19 protein-coding genes are annotated in these 18,814 nt (G+C 67.0%); 8 read left to right on the forward strand and 11 right to left on the reverse strand.

The features are described from left to right. Nucleotide 1 precedes the first annotated feature (1 nt). The 4 genes from HMP09_RS12465 to HMP09_RS12480 form a co-directional block, all read right to left on the reverse strand. Nucleotides 2-1,138, reverse strand: a complete 1,137-nt coding sequence (locus tag HMP09_RS12465; RefSeq protein WP_176500622.1) for a DUF11 domain-containing protein — start codon at nucleotides 1,136-1,138, stop codon at nucleotides 2-4. 56 nt (nucleotides 1,139-1,194) lie between these two features. After that, nucleotides 1,195-1,668 carry a DUF11 domain-containing protein gene (locus HMP09_RS12470; protein WP_176500623.1) on the reverse strand — a complete coding sequence of 158 codons (474 nt, stop codon included), beginning with the start codon at nucleotides 1,666-1,668 and terminating at the stop codon, nucleotides 1,195-1,197. 11 nt (nucleotides 1,669-1,679) lie between these two features. Further along, complete coding sequence (locus HMP09_RS12475; protein ID WP_176500624.1) at nucleotides 1,680-2,708, reverse strand: hypothetical protein; 1,029 nt, start codon at nucleotides 2,706-2,708, stop codon at nucleotides 1,680-1,682. A 303-nt stretch (nucleotides 2,709-3,011) separates the two neighbouring features. Further along, on the reverse strand, nucleotides 3,012-3,473 hold the full coding sequence (locus tag HMP09_RS12480; protein WP_176500625.1) for a hypothetical protein: 462 nt from the start codon (nucleotides 3,471-3,473) through the stop codon (nucleotides 3,012-3,014). Nucleotides 3,474-3,942: 469 nt separating this feature from the next. Here HMP09_RS12480 and HMP09_RS12485 point away from each other — a divergent pair, with 469 nt between their 5' ends. The 5 genes from HMP09_RS12485 to HMP09_RS12505 are packed head-to-tail and all read left to right on the forward strand — an operon-like array spanning nucleotide 3,943 to nucleotide 9,421. After that, entirely contained in the window at nucleotides 3,943-5,007 is a 1,065-nt protein-coding gene (locus HMP09_RS12485; protein ID WP_232090240.1) for a type III polyketide synthase, read from the forward strand. After that, a complete protein-coding gene (locus HMP09_RS12490) occupies nucleotides 5,004-5,684 on the forward strand; it encodes a methyltransferase domain-containing protein (protein ID WP_176500626.1) in 681 nt (226 codons plus the stop codon). The genes HMP09_RS12485 and HMP09_RS12490 overlap by 4 nt, the downstream gene beginning before the upstream one ends. Further along, nucleotides 5,663-6,751, forward strand: coding sequence for an NAD(P)/FAD-dependent oxidoreductase (locus HMP09_RS12495; RefSeq protein WP_176500627.1), 1,089 nt, complete (start codon nucleotides 5,663-5,665; stop codon nucleotides 6,749-6,751). The genes HMP09_RS12490 and HMP09_RS12495 overlap by 22 nt, the downstream gene beginning before the upstream one ends. Nucleotides 6,752-6,782: 31 nt before the next feature. Beyond that, entirely contained in the window at nucleotides 6,783-7,193 is a 411-nt protein-coding gene (gene msrB / locus HMP09_RS12500; protein WP_176500628.1) for a peptide-methionine (R)-S-oxide reductase MsrB, read from the forward strand. Between the two features lie 44 nt (nucleotides 7,194-7,237). Further along, nucleotides 7,238-9,421: a transglycosylase domain-containing protein gene (locus tag HMP09_RS12505; RefSeq protein ID WP_176500629.1), complete on the forward strand. Its 2,184-nt coding sequence runs from the start codon at nucleotides 7,238-7,240 to the stop codon at nucleotides 9,419-9,421. On the opposite strand, the gene HMP09_RS12510 is transcribed toward HMP09_RS12505, so the two are convergent. Genes HMP09_RS12510 through HMP09_RS12520 form a run of 3 tightly spaced genes read right to left on the reverse strand, consistent with a single transcriptional unit; the run spans nucleotide 9,397 to nucleotide 11,100 of the window. Then, the gene (locus HMP09_RS12510; protein ID WP_176500630.1) at nucleotides 9,397-10,071 is read right to left on the reverse strand and encodes a M48 family metallopeptidase; all 675 of its coding nucleotides are present in this window, start codon (nucleotides 10,069-10,071) and stop codon (nucleotides 9,397-9,399) included. The two genes, HMP09_RS12505 and HMP09_RS12510, sit on opposite strands and share 25 nt — an antisense overlap. A 4-nt stretch (nucleotides 10,072-10,075) precedes the next feature. Next, nucleotides 10,076-10,510: a YcgN family cysteine cluster protein gene (locus HMP09_RS12515; RefSeq protein WP_133020171.1), complete on the reverse strand. Its 435-nt coding sequence runs from the start codon at nucleotides 10,508-10,510 to the stop codon at nucleotides 10,076-10,078. Continuing rightward, on the reverse strand, nucleotides 10,507-11,100 hold the full coding sequence (locus HMP09_RS12520) for an SCO family protein (RefSeq protein WP_176501756.1): 594 nt from the start codon (nucleotides 11,098-11,100) through the stop codon (nucleotides 10,507-10,509). Before HMP09_RS12520 ends, HMP09_RS12515 begins: the two co-directional genes overlap by 4 nt. Before the next feature lie 79 nt (nucleotides 11,101-11,179). Between HMP09_RS12520 and HMP09_RS12525 the strand changes: the two genes are divergently transcribed. Continuing rightward, nucleotides 11,180-11,788 (forward strand): ankyrin repeat domain-containing protein, encoded by a 609-nt coding sequence (locus tag HMP09_RS12525; protein WP_232090241.1) that lies wholly within the window; start codon nucleotides 11,180-11,182, stop codon nucleotides 11,786-11,788. 144 nt (nucleotides 11,789-11,932) lie between these two features. On the opposite strand, the gene HMP09_RS12530 is transcribed toward HMP09_RS12525, so the two are convergent. The 3 genes from HMP09_RS12530 to tsaD form a co-directional block, all read right to left on the reverse strand. After that, on the reverse strand, nucleotides 11,933-12,442 hold the full coding sequence (locus tag HMP09_RS12530; RefSeq protein WP_176500631.1) for an MmcB family DNA repair protein: 510 nt from the start codon (nucleotides 12,440-12,442) through the stop codon (nucleotides 11,933-11,935). Between the two features lie 61 nt (nucleotides 12,443-12,503). Then, the gene (locus HMP09_RS12535; protein WP_176501758.1) at nucleotides 12,504-13,481 is read right to left on the reverse strand and encodes an NAD(P)H-dependent glycerol-3-phosphate dehydrogenase; all 978 of its coding nucleotides are present in this window, start codon (nucleotides 13,479-13,481) and stop codon (nucleotides 12,504-12,506) included. Between the two features lie 11 nt (nucleotides 13,482-13,492). After that, nucleotides 13,493-14,518, reverse strand: coding sequence for a tRNA (adenosine(37)-N6)-threonylcarbamoyltransferase complex transferase subunit TsaD (gene tsaD / locus HMP09_RS12540; protein WP_176500632.1), 1,026 nt, complete (start codon nucleotides 14,516-14,518; stop codon nucleotides 13,493-13,495). Between the two features lie 52 nt (nucleotides 14,519-14,570). On the opposite strand from tsaD, the gene hemC reads away from it, so the two are divergent. Together hemC and HMP09_RS18430 are read left to right on the forward strand one after the other, a co-directional pair. After that, the gene (gene hemC, locus HMP09_RS12545; protein WP_232090243.1) at nucleotides 14,571-15,488 is read left to right on the forward strand and encodes a hydroxymethylbilane synthase; all 918 of its coding nucleotides are present in this window, start codon (nucleotides 14,571-14,573) and stop codon (nucleotides 15,486-15,488) included. Beyond that, nucleotides 15,485-17,158, forward strand: coding sequence for a uroporphyrinogen-III synthase (locus tag HMP09_RS18430; protein WP_232090245.1), 1,674 nt, complete (start codon nucleotides 15,485-15,487; stop codon nucleotides 17,156-17,158). Before hemC ends, HMP09_RS18430 begins: the two co-directional genes overlap by 4 nt. 849 nt (nucleotides 17,159-18,007) lie before the next feature. Here the strand turns inward: HMP09_RS18430 and HMP09_RS12555 are convergent. After that, nucleotides 18,008-18,799 carry a DUF72 domain-containing protein gene (locus HMP09_RS12555; protein ID WP_176500633.1) on the reverse strand — a complete coding sequence of 264 codons (792 nt, stop codon included), beginning with the start codon at nucleotides 18,797-18,799 and terminating at the stop codon, nucleotides 18,008-18,010. Nucleotides 18,800-18,814: the final 15 nt, after the last annotated feature.

The raw sequence follows: 18,814 nt of genomic DNA on the forward strand, positions 1-18,814 counted from the left end.
TTTAGTTGATCGTCACGCGGAAGAGTGCCGCGACCGATGTCCCGCCGAGCAATGTCGGAATCGTCGCACTCACCGTCTTCGTGCTCGCGTTGTACGAACCGGAGTAGAGCAGCAACGGTACGGTGACAGAGCCGTTGTCCGCCAGCGGAACGCCGCCGGTGATACCCGTCACCAGGCAAGAGTTGCCCAGCGCGATGGCGCCGATCGAGATCGAGTTGGCGACATAGGTCGTGTTGGCCGGGATGATGTCGGTCAGCGTGACGTTGGACGCTGGCGTTCCCGTCGTGGCGTTGTTGACGACCAGGCAATATTGCACGACCGCGCCCGGGATCGCCTTCGGCGCGACGAGCAGATTGACCGGATCGGACAGCACCAGCTGCGACTTCGCCACGCTCAACGAGACATTGCGCGTGGTGATCTCGTAGCCGAGCGATGCGCGGCCCTGGCCGTTCAGCGCGGTGTCGAGGCCCAGACCATCCGAGTCGTTATCGGCAAAGACCACGTCGACGATGTTGTCGTCGTTAAGCGCGACACTGGCGGCCAGAGGCGTTCCCTGCGCGGCGATATCGCCACCCGCAGCCACTTGCGCGATCAACGTGATACCCGCGAGTGCGGCGCTCTGCGTGTTGGGGACGTCCGCAACGATGAACACGACCGCCGACGCATCGGCAGCGAGTTCATTGATGTAGGTCGCGGTATCGCTGCCGACCTCATACGTGCCGTTGTTGTTCCCATCGACGAAGATCTTGATGTTGCTGACGTCGAGATTGTCGCCCGCGAACAATCCCTGGATCGGCGTCTGGCTGGTCGACAACAGGAAATCCTGCGTGCCGTTGGTGTTGTTGGTCACCCTGAACGTCGTCACCGCGCCGGCCTGGCCGATCGCGACCTGCGTATTGGCGGGCTGGTTCGTGGAGACGGTGAGGTTGACCTTGCGATCGACCACGAAGCTGACCGCATTCGACGTCGCCGATTGCTGGACGCCGTTGACCGAATAGCTCGCCTGCGCCGTGTTGGTGACGGTCGTACCGGCGGCGGTACCTGCTAGTCCCGGTGCGGTCTGCGCCATGGCAGTACCGGCGGACACGATGGCGGCCGTACCGGCCAGCAGCGTGCGTATTACCCCTTTTGCGTACATTGTCAGGTCTTCCTTCTGTGATGGTTTTGGTCGGGAGTGGAGAGAGATTGGCCGGATCATTTGAGGACGGCCTGAAACGCGAACTGGCCTTGCGAACCGGCCGCTAACGGGCTCGCGAGGCGCCACCGGACGCTGGTGACATCGTTAGGGCTCGCCGCGCGCGTGCTGCCGTCAGGGCTGCGGACGCGGAGGGTGGCGAGCGAACCGTAAGTCTTGCCGTCGACCGAGACGTCGGGCGCAGGCGAACCGGGATTGGCCGATCGGTAGGCGATCTGGCGCGGCAACGGGTTGTCGAGCACCACGTTCGCCAGCGGCTGAGCACCGCTGTTGCGATAGGCGAGGACGAAGATGACCTTGTCGCCCGGCGTCACCTTGGTCGGCTTCACCAGCGTGACTCGGGTGGTGCCGTCGGGCGCGGCGCTGCGCGCCTCGACCAGGATGCTGCTGGTGACCTGCAACGGGCCGGCTGCAGCAGACGCGACAGCGGCGGTGGCAACCAGAACGGCGGCGATCATTGGACGCGTAATCATGGCTTGGCTCCTCATTGAATCTTGGTTTTGAACTGGACGATATGGCTGGATCCGCCGGCAACCCGGCCGAGCGCGACGGTGATGCCGGCGCCCTGCGCGGTGGTCGGGTCGAAGCGCCCGGCGTCGTCGTCGACGCCGTCGCTGAGCGGCGCGCCGTCGAGCGTCAGGCTGCCGGGGACGAAGACGGTGCCCACAGGGATCGGGTCGGCGATCCGCGCGCCGGTGACGGCATCGGTGAAGCGCGCCTCGAGCGTGTAGGTGATGACCGCGTCGCGCACCGCATTCTGCGATCCGTCGGCGGCGCGGACCGACTGGCTCTTGAGCAGCACCGGGCCCGCGACCGCCGTGCCGAGCGGAACCGAGACGGTGGCGAGGGCGCCGGTCGGTCCGACAACCGCATCGCCGCCGCCGTCGCCCGCGCCGGGATAGACACTGCCGTTCGCGCCGGATCCCGTCGTCGAGCGCGCGGTGACGGTCAACACGGCATTCGTGGTGCCGCCCTCGGGCGTCGCAACCAGAATCACGAGCAGCTTGATCGACTGGCCGGGCGTCAGAAGCGGCGTCCGGCCATCGACGGGCGCAACGTCCTTGGCAGGATCGTAGAGGCCGTCGTCATCGGCATCGATCACCAGGGCGCGCACCGTGGCCGCGCCGGGCGATACCGATGCGGTTAGGGCGAAGGATTCTATGCCATTGTCCAGATTGGTCAGCGTGAAGGGAATGGCGACCGGTTGCGCGGACACGACGATCGCGCCCTGTCCGTCGCGGCCCAGCGCCACGTCGAGGCGCTCGGCGACGATGATCGTGACGGTGTTCGAACGGGTCGACTGCGCCGTACCGTCGGCATCATACCCAAGGCCCGCGGTATTGACGATCGGCGTACCCGCCGGCGTGCCGGTCGAGGTCGCGACCGGTGGCGTCTGGGCGAGCAACGGCTGCGACAATCCCGCACCCAGGATACAGGACAGCAGGCAGGGTGCCGCTGCGACGCGTCGAAACCGTCCTCTGCTTCCCCCATGCTGTGCCATCAGACGAATCAATTTTGTCCCAATCGCTAAGATCGGGAACAAATTGTCCGAAGCCACTTAATCAAATACTACGAAATCAAAATGGGATGCGAAACCCGAACTATAGTAGTTAACGTGACAAAATCCGTTTTGCTGGAGATGATCAGTTCATAATACCCAAAACGATATCTTTCATCGTTTCCGTTCGATTGTTCGGATATCCAAATCCATAATGACTATATTTATGGAGACGTTGCCCAGACGCAAAAAGACCGGCCACGCCACGTCTCCGAAGAAGACGCGTCGTGGCCGGTCGTGGCAGGCGTGGGGCTAGGGTTAGTCGCGGAGAAGCGCGCGCAGATACGCCTTCATCTGCTGGTCGCCATTATGGCTCAGCGATATCTCGACCCGCCGCCGATCGGTCGGATCGATGACGCGGTCGATCAGCTTCAGCTTGTGGAGATGTTCGATCCAACGCTGCGACGTGGTGACGGGCGCGTCGGACATGCTGACCAGCGCCTTGATGTTCATCGGCATCCGGTCTTCGCGCGCGGCGAACAGCGCGAGGAGCATGTCCCAGGCCGGTTCGTGAAACAATTCGGCGGGCAGGAACTGCCGTCGCAATCGTCGTTGGGCCAGCACGGCATTCGCGTGCTTCACGAGGGCCGCGTCGTTCGGCTCGCCGCCTGCAAGTACAGGCTCGGCTGCTCTCTCCACCCGTCCGTTGAACTCTTCGGCTACCGCCGACAGCTTGGCAGTCAGATCCTTGATCAAGTCCACCACGGTCTCGTTCTTCACACAAGGCCCCCCGTTGCCTGTTGATACCGTTACGTGATCGCTCGGCGCATGTTTGCGGCTTGTACCGCTATGTCATGCACCGCCGACCATCCCAGACGCCAGGCTGAGACACCCCGACCTTCCAACCAGCAGCAGGATTTCGAACATAGGCCCCTGAGGAACTAACTGCACAAACATCCGGAAACCGACCACAGTATATTTAAGTACGGTTATCAAAACGATTATATGCAAATATGTCCACTCTGAACGCAATTTAATATTCTAACCCAGATCAATTCTGCATGTGTGCCAAAGTGATTTTGTTTTTTATTAAGCCGATCTGGCGACGTCGAACACGGGACCCTCAGCCCGCCCGCTGGCCGTCAAGTGCGCGTCGGACACCGTAATTTGCGACGAAACGATATCGAACCGTCCCATAGTCCGATCGAACGTGCCATGCGTTAGGCATCGATCGAAGCGAAAGGGTATCGTGTCCGCCTATCTCAATGCCGTCGGGTCCGCTGTTCCCGGTCACGATATCCACGCGGCGTTCATCGCCTGGGCGCGGTCGCGGGTCGATGCCCGGACGGAACGCGTGTTCGACCGGATGGCGTCGCGGTCGGGCATCGGGCATCGCTGGTCGGTGCTGCCGCCCACCGCGAATGGCGGCTCGCCGGTCGACGATGCAGGCTTCTATGCCGTCGAACCCCATCCGGGCACCGCGGCGCGAATGACGCTGTATGCCGAGCACGCACCCGACCTCGCCATCCGCGCGATCGAGGCGTTGCGGGCCAAGGTCGCCGTCGCGGGTATCACGCATCTCGTGGTGGCGAGTTGCACCGGCTTCGTCGCGCCGGGGATCGACCAGATCATCGCCCGCCGGCTTGGCCTTTCGTCGAGCGTCGAGCGGCTGCTGATCGGCTTCATGGGGTGTTACGCAGCGATCGTCGCGTTGCGGAGCGCGCGGCATATCGTCCGTTCCGAGCCCGCCGCGCGCGTGCTGGTCGTGACGGTCGAGCTGTCCACGCTGCACCTGCAACCGGCCGACGACATCGAGGCGCTGTTGGCGATGCTGCAGTTCGGCGATGGTGCCGCCGCCGCGCTGGTGACGGCGGATGCGACCGGGTTCGCGCTCGAAGCGCCGTTCGCCGCGGCATTGCCCGATAGCGAGCAGCTGATCCGCTGGGACGTCACCGATGCGGGCTTTGCGATGCATTTGTCGGGCGAGGTGCCGGGGCGGATCGCCGCAGCGCTGTCCGACGAGGAATTCCGCACGATCGTGAGTGCCGGCCAGCCGCCGGAGTCGATCGACGGCTGGGCGGTCCATGCCGGCGGACGATCGATCCTCGATGCGGTCGAGCATGCGATGCACCTCAATCCCGACGCACTGGCGGAATCGCGGCAGGTGCTGGCGGACAATGGCAACATGTCGTCGGCGACGTTGATGTTCGTGTTCGAGCGCTTGCTCGCCGGGCCACCGGTCGAGCATGGCGTGGCGCTGGCGTTCGGACCGGGCCTCGCCGCGGAGGGCTTCGGGTTCCGGAGCGCGGCATGAGCCTCGCGGTCCGCAGCCAGGCCGAAGAGCTGATGGATGCCGATGATCTCGACGCGGCGACCTATGCCGACGTGGTCGGCGATCTCGCGACGGTCAACACGGTGACGATGGCGCGCCGCCCGACGCTCGACTTTCTCAGCCGCGCGACCGCGGGGCGACGGAGCTTCCGGTTGCTCGATGTCGGGTTCGGCGATGGCGACATGCTCCGCCGGATCGCGCGCTGGGCGAAGGCAAAAAATATCGAGGCCGAGTTGGTCGGCGTCGATCTCAACCCGCGCAGCGAACAGGCGGCGCGGGCACATGGCGGCGACATCCGCTATGTCACGGGCGACTATGCCGACCTTGCGCATGAGCCGTGGGACGTGATCGTCAGCAGCCTCGTCGCGCATCACATGAGCCACGACCAACTGGTCGCGTTCCTGCGGTTCATGGAAATGCAGGCCCGAGCCGGGTGGTTCGTCAACGACCTCCACCGCCACGGGTTCGCGCATTGGGGCTTCCCGGTTCTGGCGACGATCGCACGCTGGCACCCGATCGTCCGGCACGACGGCACGTTGTCGATCGCGCGCAGCTATCGCCCCGACGAATGGCCGCCGCTGCTTGCCGAGGCCGGCATCACCCAGGCGAAGGTCCGCCGCGTCTTGCCGTTCCGGTTATGCGTCGAACGCCTGCGCTGATCGTCGGCGGCGGGCTCGCCGGCACCGCGACCGCGATCCAGCTCGCGCGCGCCGGCCTGCCGCATCTGCTCGTCGAGCGATCGCGCGAGACCGGCGATGCGATCTGCGGCGGGTTCCTGAGCTGGCGCACGCTGGAGACGCTCGGCGGGCTCGGGATCGACCCCGACACGCTGAACCCCGAACGCGTGACGCGCGCCCGCATTTTCGCGGGTAATCGCCGTGCGGAGGCCGCCCTGCCCCATCCGGCGGTCTCGGTCTCGCGTCGTCGGCTCGATACCGTCCTGCTGGCCGAAGCCCAACGGCTTGGAACGCCGGTCGAGCGCGGGATCACCGTGCGCGAGATCGACGGGACGAGCGCACGGCTCGCGGACGGCGCGACGATCTCGGCCGACGCGCTGTTCCTTGCCAGCGGCAAGCACGACGTTCGCGGCATGGCACGCCCCGAGGACGCGCGCGGCGCCGACCCGACCCTGGGGATCCGGGTGCGGATCACGCCCTCGCCGGCACTGCGCACAGCGCTCGCCCGCGGAATCGAGCTGCATCTGTTCGACCGCGGCTATGCCGGCCTGGCGATGCAGGAGGACGGCACCGCGAACCTGTGCATGGCCGTGCATCGTTCCAGGCTCCAGGCTGCGGGCTCCCCCGCGCAACTGCTCGACGCACTGGGACGAGACATGCCAGCACTTGGCGAATGGGTTGCGCTGATCGCGCCGAACACCCCGATCGATGCGATCGCCAACGTCCCCTATGGCTGGCGCCAACGCACCGGCGTCGATGCGATCTTCCGGCTCGGCGACCAGGCGGGTGTCATCCCCTCGCTCGCCGGCGAGGGCATGGGCATCGCGCTAGCCAGCGGAGTCGCGGCGGCCAACGCGTACGTCGTCGGCGGCCCCGCCTCCGCCGCGCACTGGCAGAAGGACTTCGCCCGCCGTCTCGCCCGCCCGATCGGTATCGCCGGCATCGTCCGCCATATCGCCGAAAGCGAACGCGCCGCGTGGCTGCTCCCGTTCATGCGGCCCGCACTGATCCAGGTCATCGCCAACGCAACCAGAATGGGCCAATCTTGAAATACGCGCCGCCAGCACGAGATGCATGCTTATGGACCAGCTCAATCTTTCCGAGGCCGAATGGCGCAAGCGGCAAACCCCCGAACAATATCACGTGTTGCGCGAGGCGGGCACCGAGCGCGCCTTTGCCGGCGTCCTGAACGATACCAAGGCCGACGGCATCTATCGGTGCGCGGCGTGCAGCAACGAACTGTTCGACAGCGCCGACAAATATGATTCCGGTTCGGGCTGGCCCAGCTTCACCCAGCCGATCGGCCCCGACGCGGTCACCGATCACGCCGATCGCAGCCACGGGATGACGCGCGTCGAAACGCGGTGCGCGCGCTGCGACAGCCATATGGGGCACGTCTTCCCGGACGGTCCGCCGCCGACCGGGCAACGCTATTGCATGAATTCGCTGTCACTCGAATTCCGACCGCGCAAAGCGAACGTCGCGGCCTGATGCCGCTTGTAGGGCGGGACCATCGCGCGTAATTCTGCGGCCACATGGCTCGTACGCGTTCTGCTTCCCCGTCCCGTCGGTCCCCAACTCCCCCGGCGTCACGCTGGCGGCGGCGGCTGGTCGTGTTCCTGCAGCTTTGCATCGGGATCGGCGTCCTCGCGCTCGGGGCGCTGGCGATCGCGGTCTATATTGCGATGTCGCAGCTGCCGAGTTTCGACAGCCTGAAATCCTCGCCCAACGGCCAGATGATCCGCGTCCATGCCGCCGACGGCACCGTGATCGTGTCGATGGGGCCGAGCTTCGGCGAATGGCTGCCCTACGGCCAGATCCCCAAGGTGATGCGCGACGCGACCGTCTCGGTCGAGGATCGGCGTTTCCGATCGCATATCGGCGTCGATCCGGTCGGCATCGCGCGGTCCGTGAAGGTGCGGTTCGATCGCGGTCACTGGACGCAAGGCGGGTCGACGATCACGCAGCAGCTTGCGCGTACCGTCTTCCTCAACAACCAGAAGAAGTTCGGGCGGAAATTCCGCGAGGGCATCCTGGCGTTCGCGCTCGAATGGAAATTCACCAAGGACCAGATCCTCGAGCTCTATCTGAACAAGGTCTATTATGGCGGCGGCGCGTACGGGATCGACGCGGCGAGCCGCAAATTCTTCGGCCACGGCGCGGATCACCTGAGCCTCGCCGAGGCCGCGGTCATCGCCGGACTCGTCAAGGCGCCGTCCAACTATTCGCCGACCGCCGATGCCGAGGCCGCGATGGGCCGCGCGGGCGTCGTGCTGGAGACGATGCAGGAAACCGGCGCGATCTCCGCGTCCGAAGCCGCCGATGCCGACGTGTCCGGACTGAAACTGGCGCCCGAACCCAAGCAGAACAGCGTCCGGTATTTCACCGACTGGGCGTTGCCGCAGCTCGATACGCTGATCGACGAGACCTCCGAGCCGCTCGAAGTGTGGACCACGCTCGACCTGACGATGCAGCGCCAGGCGGACGAGGCGATCCGGGCCAATGCACCGCCAGGCGCGCAGGGCGCACTGGTCGCGCTCGATCGTGGCGGCGAAGTCCGCGCGATGGTCGGTGGCAAGGATTATGTCTCGTCGATCTATAATCGCGCCACGCAGGCGGTCCGGCAGCCCGGCTCGTCGTTCAAGCTGTTCGTGTACCTTGCCGCGCTCGAGGCTGGCCACAAGCCGGAGGATTCGATCGTCGACGAACCCGTGACGATCCAGGGCTGGAGCCCGCGCAACGATTCGCGGCGCAACTCCGGCGCGGTCTCGTTGCGGACCGCGTTTGCCTATTCGCTCAACACGATCGCCGCGAAACTGGGGCAGGAGGTCGGCTTCAACACGGTCGCCGACATGGCGCGGCGGTTCGGCATCACGACGCCGGTCAACACGCATCCCTCGATGGTGCTCGGCACGTCGGAGGTCCGCGTGATCGACATGACGCGCGCGTTCGCTTCCGTCGCCAGCAAGGGCGTCGCGGTGACGCCGTACGGGATCACCCGCGTCACGGCGAACGGCCAGACGATCTACACGCACGAAGTCGACCGCAGCCACGTGCTCGTCGCCCCCTATGTCGCCGCAGAAATGACCGACCTGTTGCAGACCGCGGTCAACACCGGCACCGGTCGCGCGGCGCAGATCGGCCGCCCGGTCGCGGGCAAGACGGGGACGACCAGCGCGTCGAAGGATGGCTGGTTCCTGGGCTTCTCCAGCGGGATCACCACCGGCGTGTGGATGGGCCGCGACGATGCCAAGCCGATCGCCGGGCTGCATGGCGGCACCGCACCGGCAAAGGCGTGGGCCGCGTTCATGAAGCCTGCGACCGCGAACCGTCCGATCGAGCAGTTCGATACCAAGGTCACGCTGCCCGAATGGCAGTTGGAGCCGGACGAGGAGAGCTATTTCGGGCAGCCCGACAACGGCCAGATGGCGGTCGATGCGGACGGCAATCCGATCGAGCAGGGCCAGCCGCCGGTCCCGACCGACGCGCAGACCGGCGACACGATCCCGCGGCCCGATGCGGACCAGCCCGAGGCCCCCGCCGTGCCGCCGCTACAGTTGAACCAGGACTGGATCGACCGCGTCACCGGGCGTGAGCGCCGCGAGCCGTCACCGGCTGGCCGGCAGCCGCTCCAGCGCGACGTGCCCCGGGATGGGCCACGCGACCAGGTCCAGACGCAACGCTTCCAGAGCGATCAGGAAGAGCGCCCGAACCAGTGAAGCCCCGCGCCCTGCGTGCGTAACCAGACGCGCGCGGGCGTCGGATCTTCGCCGTAGAGCTGCTCGACCAAGGCGTGGAAGATCGGCGCGTGGTTCATGTGGACGCGGTGCGCCACCTCGTGCGCGACGGTGGCGCGACGGACCCAGCTTGGCGCCAGGATCAGCCGCCAGCTGTAGCGTATGACGCCGCTCGAGGCGCAGCTGCCCCAGCGGCCCTTGGCGTCACCGACCGCGACCTGGGCGACGCTGACCTTGGCCTTGGCGGCATATTCATGGGTCTCGGCCTCCAGCACGGCGAGGGCGGTACGCTTCAGCCAGGCCTCGACCCGGCGCGCGATGGTTTCGGACGGGCCCGACAGCGACAGGACCGAACCTTCGCGAACCACGGTTCGGCGGCTGCCCGGCGTCCACGCGATCGTCAGCGGCTCGTCGGCGACGGTGAGGACCGCGCCGGGCACGAACGGCCGCGGCTGCGGGAGCAACGCGCGCTGTTCCGCGATCCAGCCGGCCTTGTCTTCGGCCCAGGCCAGCGCCTGCTTCAACGCCGCACGCTTGGGGAGGACGAGCCTGGCGCGGCCGCTCGCGGGATCGATCGACAGACGCGCGCGGCGGGCGCGCGGATGACGAACGATCTCCAGTCCGTCTATCATTGGGTCAAAGCTCGCGGTCGATCACATGGTATTCCAGCTCGCCCGCCTCGTCCTCGCTGATGGTCCAGCCGCGGACCGATTGCTTGGCGCGGTGGACGGCTTCGCGGTCGCCGCAGACGAGGTAGTGCCATTCGGGCAATTGCTCGCCCGCCGCGCGCAGGCGGTACGCGCAGGTCGACGGCAGCCAGTCGATCCCGCGGACGTTGCCGGTCGTCAGCCTGACGCATTCGGGGACGTAGGCATGGCGGTGGCGGTAATCGGAGCATTGCCCGCTGCGCCGATCGAGCAGGCGGCAAGAGACGTTGGTCGCGACGAGTTCGCCGGTATCCTCGTCCTCAAGCTTGTGGATGCAGCATTTGCCGCAGCCGTCGCACAAAGCTTCCCATTGGCCGCGGTCGAGCTGGTCGATCGGCGTATCTTCCCAGAAGCGCGCGCTCACCGGACCCAGCGCTTTATCTCTGTCGCCACCGCATCGGGCCCTTGTTCCTGCGGCAGCAAAGCGATGGGCTTGCCGTCCGGATCCATCAGATAGGCCTGGCGAGAGTGGTTTACGAGGTAGCCGCCGCCGGGCGAGGCATCGCCCTTGCTCGAATAGACCGCATATTCGGTCTTGATCGCGGCGATCTGCGCATCGGTGCCGGTCAACCCGACCATGCGCGGGTGGAAGGTCGAGACGAACTGCTTGAGCACCGCAGGCGTATCGCGCGCCGGGTCGACCGTCACGAACACCGGCACGATCTTCGCGGCGATCGCAGGATCGCTCGCCTCGAGCTTTTTCACCGCAGCGCCGATCGCCTGGACATCCGTCGGACACACATCGGGACAGAAGGTGTAGCCGAAATACATGATCCGGTATTGGCCGGCGAACGCCTGATCGGTGATGGTCTGCCCGTTCTGGTTGGTCAGCGTGAAGCCGCCGCCGATCCGGGCGCCTTCCAGTGGTGGCTTGGCCGGGGGCTGGGACGAGTGGCACGCCGACAGCGCCAAGGCAGGCAGCGCGAGCGCGCAGAGGAGGAAACGGAGGGTCATGATGCCGCCAGCCTTGATCTGTTCGCTAGTGCGGCGCAAGCGTCACCCTATATCCAGGACGAACCAAGGAAGTCTCTCGATGCGTATCCGCCTGATGCTCGCCGCTACCCTCCTGACGCCTGCGCTGGCCTGCGTCGCGGCGCCCGCGTTCGCGCAAGGCCAGTCGGAGGGGTACAAGTTCCTGTCCGCGGTGCGCGATGCGAAGAACAACGAGGTGCTGGAAATGCTGGGCAAGCCCGGCAGCAACATCATCAACACGCGCGACGTGACCAGCGGCGAAGGTGCGCTCCACATCGTCATCAAGCGCGGCGACGAGGTGTATCTGCGCTTCCTGCTGCAGAAGGGCGCCGATGCGAACCTGCGCGACGGCAAAGGGAACACGCCGTTGTTGCTCGCGGTGACGCTGGGTCAGACGAACATGATCCCGATCCTGACCGCCGCGGGCGCGAACCCGAACCTGGCCAATTCGGCGGGCGAGACCCCGCTGATCCGCGCGGTGCAGCGCCGCGACGTGGGTATGATCCGGGTGCTGCTGGCCGAGAACGCCGACCCCGATCAGGCGGATATTATGGCCGGCATGTCCGCACGCGCCTACGCCAAGCAGGACGGACGCAATCCGATCGTGAGCAAGCTTCTAGCCGACGCCCCGAAGAAGGTGCGCAAAGCGGTTTCGGGCCCGAAGTTCTGATCGTCCTCGGGTCGGTACCGACCCACTCTGTGAAATGCACGTAAACCCACCCCCGTCATCCTGACGAAAGTCAGGATCCAGAGTTACGGAACGCTATCTTCAATGGCTCTGGATCCTGACTTTCGTCAGGATGACGCACCGCACTCAGAATGCCAGTCCGTCCGCATCCGGGTCCATCTGCGCGATCAACCGCCGCGCCGCGCGCCGGGCGAACGCCAGCGTGCACCGTTTGCGGACATGCGCGGGCAGCGGCACGGTATGCGCCTCCCGCACGATCGCCGCGTCGTAGCGGTCCGCGACGATGATCCCCGTGCGCTCGGGCAGGAACGCAGGCCCGTCCAGCGGCCCGACATCGAACCCGGCCGGGACCGCCCAGAAATACCGGTCGCAATGCCCGAGATAATCCGGCCACTTGCCGTCGCCGAGCAGGTCGGCGCGGGACACCTTGATCTCGACGATCACGATCTGCCCGCGCGCATCGACCGCCATCAGGTCGGCGCGTCGCCCCCCGTCGAGCGGCACTTCGGTCATCGCGGTGAGATCGTGGCGCAGCAACATCCGGATCACGCCGCGCGCCACGTCGGCCGCACACAGGACCGAGTCGGGGGGTGATCCAGGTTTGTCGATGCAAGAGTCCGGCGGCATATCGAGCATGCGCCGGAAATAGAACAATCCACGAACGAGGCAAGCCCATTCGCGGATTGGTCGCGCTGGATCAGCCCGCCTCGCCCTTCAGCGGCCGCGCGAGCAGGTCGCCGATGACGTCGCTCACCGGTGCCCCCTCCAGCAAGCGGCAGACCGCTTCGGTGATCGGCATGTCGACGCGCGCGTCGCGGGCGGCTTCGCGCAGGACAGGCGCAGTGAAGGCGCCTTCCGCAACGGTTCGCCGGTCGGCCAGCAAGGCCGCCGCCGACTCGCCGCGCCCGAGACCGACACCCAGCGAGAAGTTGCGCGAACTGGTCGAGGAACAGGTCAGCACGAGATCGCCCAGCCCCGATAGCCCCGCCAGCGTCTCCGCCCGCGCGCCGCGGGCCAGGCCGAACCGCGTCATCTCGGCGAACCCGCGCGCGATCAACGCCGCCCGCGCGTTCTGGCCGAGCCCTGCCCCCTCGACCACACCGCAACCGATCGCGAGCACGTTCTTCACCGCACCCCCGATTTCCGCACCCGCGACGTCGGTCGAAGCGTAGGTGCGGAAATGGCGTGCCGCGAGCCGGGTGGCGAGGCGTTCGCCAAGCGCGGCATCGTCGCAGGCGAGCGTCACCGCGGTCGGCAACCCGGCGGCGACCTCATGCGCGAAGGTCGGCCCCGAGAGCACCGCGATCGGCGCATCCGGATGCACCGCGCGCGCGACCTCACCGACGAGCCGCTTGCTGCCCGCCTCGATCCCCTTTGCGCAGAGCACGAGCGGAATGCGGCCGATCGGGGCGGCGGCGAGGACGCTGCCGACGTGCTGCGCGGGCGCGACGACGAGGATCGCATCCATGTCCGCCAGCGCGGTCAGGTCGTCGGTCGCGCGGATCGTCGGCGACAGCGCCACACCGGCGAGGAAAAGCGTATTCTCATGGGCGGCGTTGATAGATTCGACCACCGCTCCCTCGCGTGCCCAGAGGATCACGTCGCGCGCGCCATAGGCGGCGACCTGCGCCAGCGCGGTACCCCATGCGCCACCACCGATGACGCCGATCCTCATGGCCTGGACGCTCATGCCTTGACCCCCGCGCCACGCACCGCCTCGGCGTTCGGATCGAGCGGCCAGCGCGGTCGCGCCGCGACGTCGAGCGGATCGGTAAGGCCCGTAGCCAGTCGCTCAGCCCCCGCCCAGCCGATCATCGCGGCGTTGTCGGTGCACAGCCACAAGGGCGGCGCGACGAACCGGAGCCCGTGCGCGCTCGCGAGCCCCTGCAACGCGGTACGAACCGCGGTGTTGGCCGCGACTCCGCCCGCGACGACGAGCGCAGTCGCGCCGTGCGACGTCCGCAGCGCTTTGGTCGTGCGGTCGATCAGGCAATCCACCACCGCCGCCTGGAACGAGGCGGCGATGTCCTCGGGCGAATACTGGCCGACGACGCGCGCGACGGCGCTCTTCAGCCCCGCGAACGAGAAATGCGGTTCGGCCGAGCCTTTCAACGGGCGCGGCAAGGGGACTGCCTTCGGGTTCCCCAACGCCGCCGCCCGTTCGACGGCGGGGCCACCGGGAAAGCCCAGCCCCAGGAGCTTGGCGGTCTTGTCGAACGCCTCGCCCGCGGCATCGTCGATCGTCGTCGCCAACCGCCGATAGGCTCCGACGCCCTCGACCAGCAGCAACTGGCAATGCCCGCCCGACACGAGCAGCAGCAGATACGGAAACGCCAGGTCCGGATCCGACAGCCGCGGCGACAGCGCGTGGCCCTCGAGATGGTTGACCGCGACCAGCGGCTTGCCCGCGGCGTGCGCGAGCGCCTTGCCGGTGACGAGCCCGACCATCACCCCGCCGATCAGCCCCGGCCCCGCGGTCGCGGCGATCGCGTCGACATCGGCCAGCGTCAACTTCGCGTCGGCCAGCGCCGCGACGATCAGCGGCTCGAGCGCCTCGACATGCGCGCGCGCGGCGATCTCGGGCACGACGCCGCCGAACGGGGCGTGCGCCGCCTCCTGCCCGAGCAGCCGGTGCGCAAGGACCTGCCGGTCGCCAGTGACGAGCGCGGCGGCGGTTTCGTCGCAGGAGGATTCGATACCGAGAATGATCATCGCGCGTCTGTATAGGCCTGCGTGAAGCTTGTCGAAGGGTGCCCCTTTCTGCATGGCACGCACCATGACATGTTTTCGGCTCGGTACGCGCGGTTCGCCGCTGGCGCTCACCCAGGCAGGCCTGGTCCGCGATGCCCTGTGCGTCGCGCATGGCTGGTCGCCCGATCAGGTCGAGACGGTCGTGATCCGAACCACCGGCGACCGCGTGCAGGATCGCGCGCTTGCCGAGATCGGCGGCAAGGCCCTGTGGACCAGGGAGCTCGATCGCGCGCTGCACGATGGCGACATCGACTGCGCGGTGCATTCGATGAAGGACGTCGAGACGATCCGGCCCCCCACGCTGAAGATCGCGGCGATGCTGCCGCGTGCCGACGTACGCGATCGGCTGATCGGCGCGGAGACGTTCGCCGACCTGCGGACCGGCGCCGTCGTCGGCACGAGTTCGCCGCGACGCCGCGCGCAGATGCTTCGGCTGCGGCCCGACCTGGAGATCGTGCTGATCCGCGGCAACGTCGATACGCGGCTCGGCCGGGTGGCGAGCGGCGAGATGGACGCCACGCTGCTCGCCGCCGCCGGGCTCGATCGCCTCGGGCGCGACGACGGCCATGCGATCCCGACCGACATCATGTTGCCCGCGCCGGCGCAGGGCGCGGTCGGCGTCGAAGTGCTGGACGGCAGTGCCGCGCACGCGATCGTCGCCGCGATCGATCATGCCGACACCAGCCTGTGCGTTCTGACCGAGCGCGCGCTGCTGGCGCGGCTCGGGGCGGATTGCCACTCGCCGGTCGCGGCGCTCGCGTCGCTGGCAGGCGAGACGCTGACGGTGCGCGCCGAGCTGATCGCCGAGGACGGGACGTGCGACGTCGCCGGATCGATCGAGGGCGGTGCGGGCGAGGATTTGGGCACGATGCTGGCGATCGACCTTCTCACGCGCGCACCGGCCAGCGTCCGGCGGTTGTTCGCGGCATGACGCCCGGTCGCGCCGTTGCCCACGCCGTCGTCGTCGTGCGGCCGGAGCCCGGCAATGCTCGAACCGCAGCGGCGCTGCGGGCGCTCGGGATCGACGTACGGCAGGTTCCGCTGTTCGCCGTGACGCCGGTATACTGGAGCATGCCCGATCCGGCGGGGTTCGACGGACTGTTGCTGACCAGCGCAAACGCGGTGCGCCACGGCGGCGCGGGCCTGGACGCGCTCAAGCGCCTTCCGGTGGTCGCCGTCGGCGCGGCCACGGCAGCGGCGGCGACCGACGCCGGCTTTGCGGTCGCGGTGACCGGGTCGGGCGATGCGCGCGATGCGGTATCCGAAGCGCGCGATCGCGGCTTTGCCCGCCTGCTGCATCTTGCCGGACGGGATCGTGCCCCGACCGGCGACGGGGTCGAGGCCGTCACCGTCTACGCCAGCGACGATCTGCCGATCGACGCCGACACCACGCGATCGTTCGCCGACACCGTCGTACTGCTGCACTCCGAACGCGCTGCGATCCGGTTAAAAGACCTGCTCGACGCGACGCACGTGGACCAGTCCGGCGTGGAGATCGCAGCGATCAGCGCGGCGGTTGCCGAAGCGGCGGGAACGGGCTGGGCTGCCGTCTCGATCGCCCCGCAACCCAGCGATCCGGCGCTCGTCGCGCTTGCTGCGGCACGGGCGACCATACGCGCGATTGACCATCCGGTGCGCGGCGGGGATAAGCACGCCATGAGCGACTACGTGCCGACCGATAGCCCACGGGCACGCGGACCCAGAATGAGCATCATCATCGCTCTGACCGCGCTTGCGTTCATCGCCGGGCTGGCGCTGATGGCTTATGCCGCGAGGAAGTTGCCCTGGTTCGGCGTCACCGCGTCGACGACCGCAGGCCCGCCGGTCGCAGGGCAGAAGGCCGGCGCGAGCAGCACTGGCTATATCCCCTCGCAGCCGCTCGGTCCGGATGGCCAGCCCCAGGCGGCGGCGCCGGTCGACACCGCGGTGCTGGCAACGCGCGAAGCGACGTTGGCGGGCCAGTTGACGGCACTGGAGGCGCGGACCGCGGCGATCACCACCGATGCCGCTGCGGCCGGTGGGCAAGCGACCCGCGCGGAAGGGCTGCTGGTGGCGTTCGCGGCGCGCCGTGCCCTCGATCGCGGGGTCGGGCTGGGCTATCTCGAGGAACAGTTGCGCCTGCGGTTCGGCCAGGCCCAGCCGCGCGCGACCATGCTGCTGATCCAGGCCGCACGCCAGCCCGTGACGCTCGAGGACCTGCGCCAGGGCCTCGATGCGATAGCGCCCGATATCACGAGTTCGACCGGCGAGAACTGGCTCGACACGATCCAGCACCAGATCGACACGCTGATCGTGCTGCGCAAGGCGGGTACGCCGTCGCCGATGCCCGCCGATCGCCTCGCGCGCGCACGACGTCTTCTCAGCGCCGGCCAGGTCGAGGCGGCCCGCGCCGAAGTCGCGCGCCTCCCCGGCGCGGGCCAGGCCGGCAATTGGATGGACGCGGCGCGACGCTACGTCGTCGCGCGCCAGGCCCTCGACGTGATCGAGAACACCGCGCTGATCGGTCAACCGGGGCAGCCCCAGCCGGCACCGGTGGTGATGCCCACTCCCGAACCAGCAGCTCCCACGATCGAACCAACGCCGGACGCTACGGGGGTCTGACCCGAGGCGCCGCTGCCTTTCGCGAGGGACCGATGGTCCGACGCCGTTCCGCCCTATCGGGAGCAAGATCCTAGCGCGTCAGAGCACTCTGGCTTGGGTGATCGTTTCTAACGCTAACCAAGTATCCACTTTCCCGTCCGACTCAAAAATTCGTGGTTTTTTCGTCTGGAATGGCCGGAATGGAGAGGACAGCGGAACGGCGGCTTCCGGGGAGAACTACCGTTTAGCGGACATTTGGCTCGCCGAGGTAGGTGCCGCCATAGATCAAGCGATCCGCGGGTAGATGGCCATCGAACGACGATCCATCTCCATAGGGACGTTCGCATAGAACAATGGAGAGAATGTCTAAGCTCATCTCGCGACCTTTCCCGAAGTCGATCTTGACACGCGTAGCAGTCCCGGCCTCGCGAATCGCTACATGACAAACCCGACGAGCTTTGAGGTCTCTGATAACTTCGACAGCATGACTAAATGACGCGTGCGGCCCAAGGCTGACCAAGGCCATCGGCTTAAGCTGTTGTCCCGCAGGAGGGGCGAAGTATTTCGAGCGTAGGACCCGAAGAGGGTCTGCGTCCCACGTTCCGTTGCGATATTCCGGAGCGCGAAGTGAGGCAGGAACAGTCATAATGACTGAGTCGAGCCCGATGTAAGTGAGCGCTGCGCTTGGGCGGTAATAGCGATAGTAAATCGTCGTGCCATCGAGTGCTAGCAAGGCAGCAGCAATAGTTCCAAGGATCGCAGAACGCGGGGACATACACTCTTAATAGCGGAGGATAAAACGTCCGCAATCCGGCAGCGCAAACACTCCTCGGAATGACCCCAATTGGGCGCTAGCGGACAAACGAGCCGCTATCCTCGAACCCTGTCGATCAGCGCCATTGCCGCATGGGGTGCGCGGACCTTGGCGCCGTTGATGAAGAAGATGAACGTGTCGCGTGGCGTCTTCGCGGGTGCTGCGTCCTCGACATAGGGCAATCCCTCGGGTCGTCCGCCTGCCGCCCAGATCTTCGCCTTGTCGGCCCATGCATCCAGCGCGGTCGGTGCATAGCCGGCTACGAAGCGCTCCTCGGCATCCTCCAGCCGCGCGTAGACGAAGTCTCCGGTCACGTCGGCGATCGCGGGATAGTCCGCGGATTGCGCGAAGACGATCGCGGCGCCAGCATCGCGGCACATCGCGACGAATTCGGGCACCGCGAAACTTGGGTGCCGGACCTGGATCGCATGGCGCAGCGCGAGGCCGTCCTGCCTGGCCGGCAACAGCTTGAGGAACGCGGCGAAATCATCGGCGTCGAAGGTCTTGGTCGCCATGAACTGCCACAGGATCGGCCCGAGCCGGTCGCCGAGCTCGACGATCCCCTGCCCGGTGAATTTGGCGATCGACTCGCCGGCCTCGGCCAGCACCTTGCGGTTGGTGCAATAGCGCGAGGCCTTGAGCGAGAAGACGAACCCGTCGGGTACCGCCTTTGCCCAGGAAGCGAACGTCGCCGGCTTCTGGCTGCCATAATAGGTGCCGTTGATCTCGATCGCGGTGACGTGCTCGGCGGCATAATCGAGTTCGCGCTTCTGCGGCCATTTCTCCGGATAGAAGGTCCCGCGCCACGGCTCGTAGGTCCAGCCGCCAATACCGATTCTGATGGTCATGATGGCGAGTGTAGC

Origin of the sequence: Sphingomonas sp. HMP9 (assembly GCF_013374115.1) — a bacterium.
In the GTDB taxonomy this organism is placed as follows: domain Bacteria; phylum Pseudomonadota; class Alphaproteobacteria; order Sphingomonadales; family Sphingomonadaceae; genus Sphingomonas.

What these genes read in the sequence shown, in the direction of transcription:
- HMP09_RS12465 (WP_176500622.1), bottom strand. Translation starts at nt 1,138, where the DNA reads ATGTACGCAAAAGGGGTAATACGCACGCTGCTGGCCGGTACGGCCGCC.
- HMP09_RS12470 (WP_176500623.1), bottom strand. Translation starts at nt 1,668, where the DNA reads ATGATTACGCGTCCAATGATCGCCGCCGTTCTGGTTGCCACCGCCGCT.
- HMP09_RS12490 (WP_176500626.1), top strand. Translation starts at nt 5,004, where the DNA reads ATGAGCCTCGCGGTCCGCAGCCAGGCCGAAGAGCTGATGGATGCCGAT.
- HMP09_RS12495 (WP_176500627.1), top strand. Translation starts at nt 5,663, where the DNA reads ATGCGTCGAACGCCTGCGCTGATCGTCGGCGGCGGGCTCGCCGGCACC.
- msrB (WP_176500628.1), top strand. Translation starts at nt 6,783, where the DNA reads ATGGACCAGCTCAATCTTTCCGAGGCCGAATGGCGCAAGCGGCAAACC.
- HMP09_RS12505 (WP_176500629.1), top strand. Translation starts at nt 7,238, where the DNA reads ATGGCTCGTACGCGTTCTGCTTCCCCGTCCCGTCGGTCCCCAACTCCC.
- HMP09_RS12510 (WP_176500630.1), bottom strand. Translation starts at nt 10,071, where the DNA reads ATGATAGACGGACTGGAGATCGTTCGTCATCCGCGCGCCCGCCGCGCG.
- HMP09_RS12520 (WP_176501756.1), bottom strand. Translation starts at nt 11,100, where the DNA reads ATGACCCTCCGTTTCCTCCTCTGCGCGCTCGCGCTGCCTGCCTTGGCG.
- HMP09_RS12525 (WP_232090241.1), top strand. Translation starts at nt 11,180, where the DNA reads ATGCGTATCCGCCTGATGCTCGCCGCTACCCTCCTGACGCCTGCGCTG.
- HMP09_RS12530 (WP_176500631.1), bottom strand. Translation starts at nt 12,442, where the DNA reads ATGCTCGATATGCCGCCGGACTCTTGCATCGACAAACCTGGATCACCC.
- HMP09_RS12535 (WP_176501758.1), bottom strand. Translation starts at nt 13,481, where the DNA reads ATGAGGATCGGCGTCATCGGTGGTGGCGCATGGGGTACCGCGCTGGCG.
- tsaD (WP_176500632.1), bottom strand. Translation starts at nt 14,518, where the DNA reads ATGATCATTCTCGGTATCGAATCCTCCTGCGACGAAACCGCCGCCGCG.
- hemC (WP_232090243.1), top strand. Translation starts at nt 14,571, where the DNA reads ATGGCACGCACCATGACATGTTTTCGGCTCGGTACGCGCGGTTCGCCG.
- HMP09_RS18430 (WP_232090245.1), top strand. Translation starts at nt 15,485, where the DNA reads ATGACGCCCGGTCGCGCCGTTGCCCACGCCGTCGTCGTCGTGCGGCCG.
- HMP09_RS12555 (WP_176500633.1), bottom strand. Translation starts at nt 18,799, where the DNA reads ATGACCATCAGAATCGGTATTGGCGGCTGGACCTACGAGCCGTGGCGC.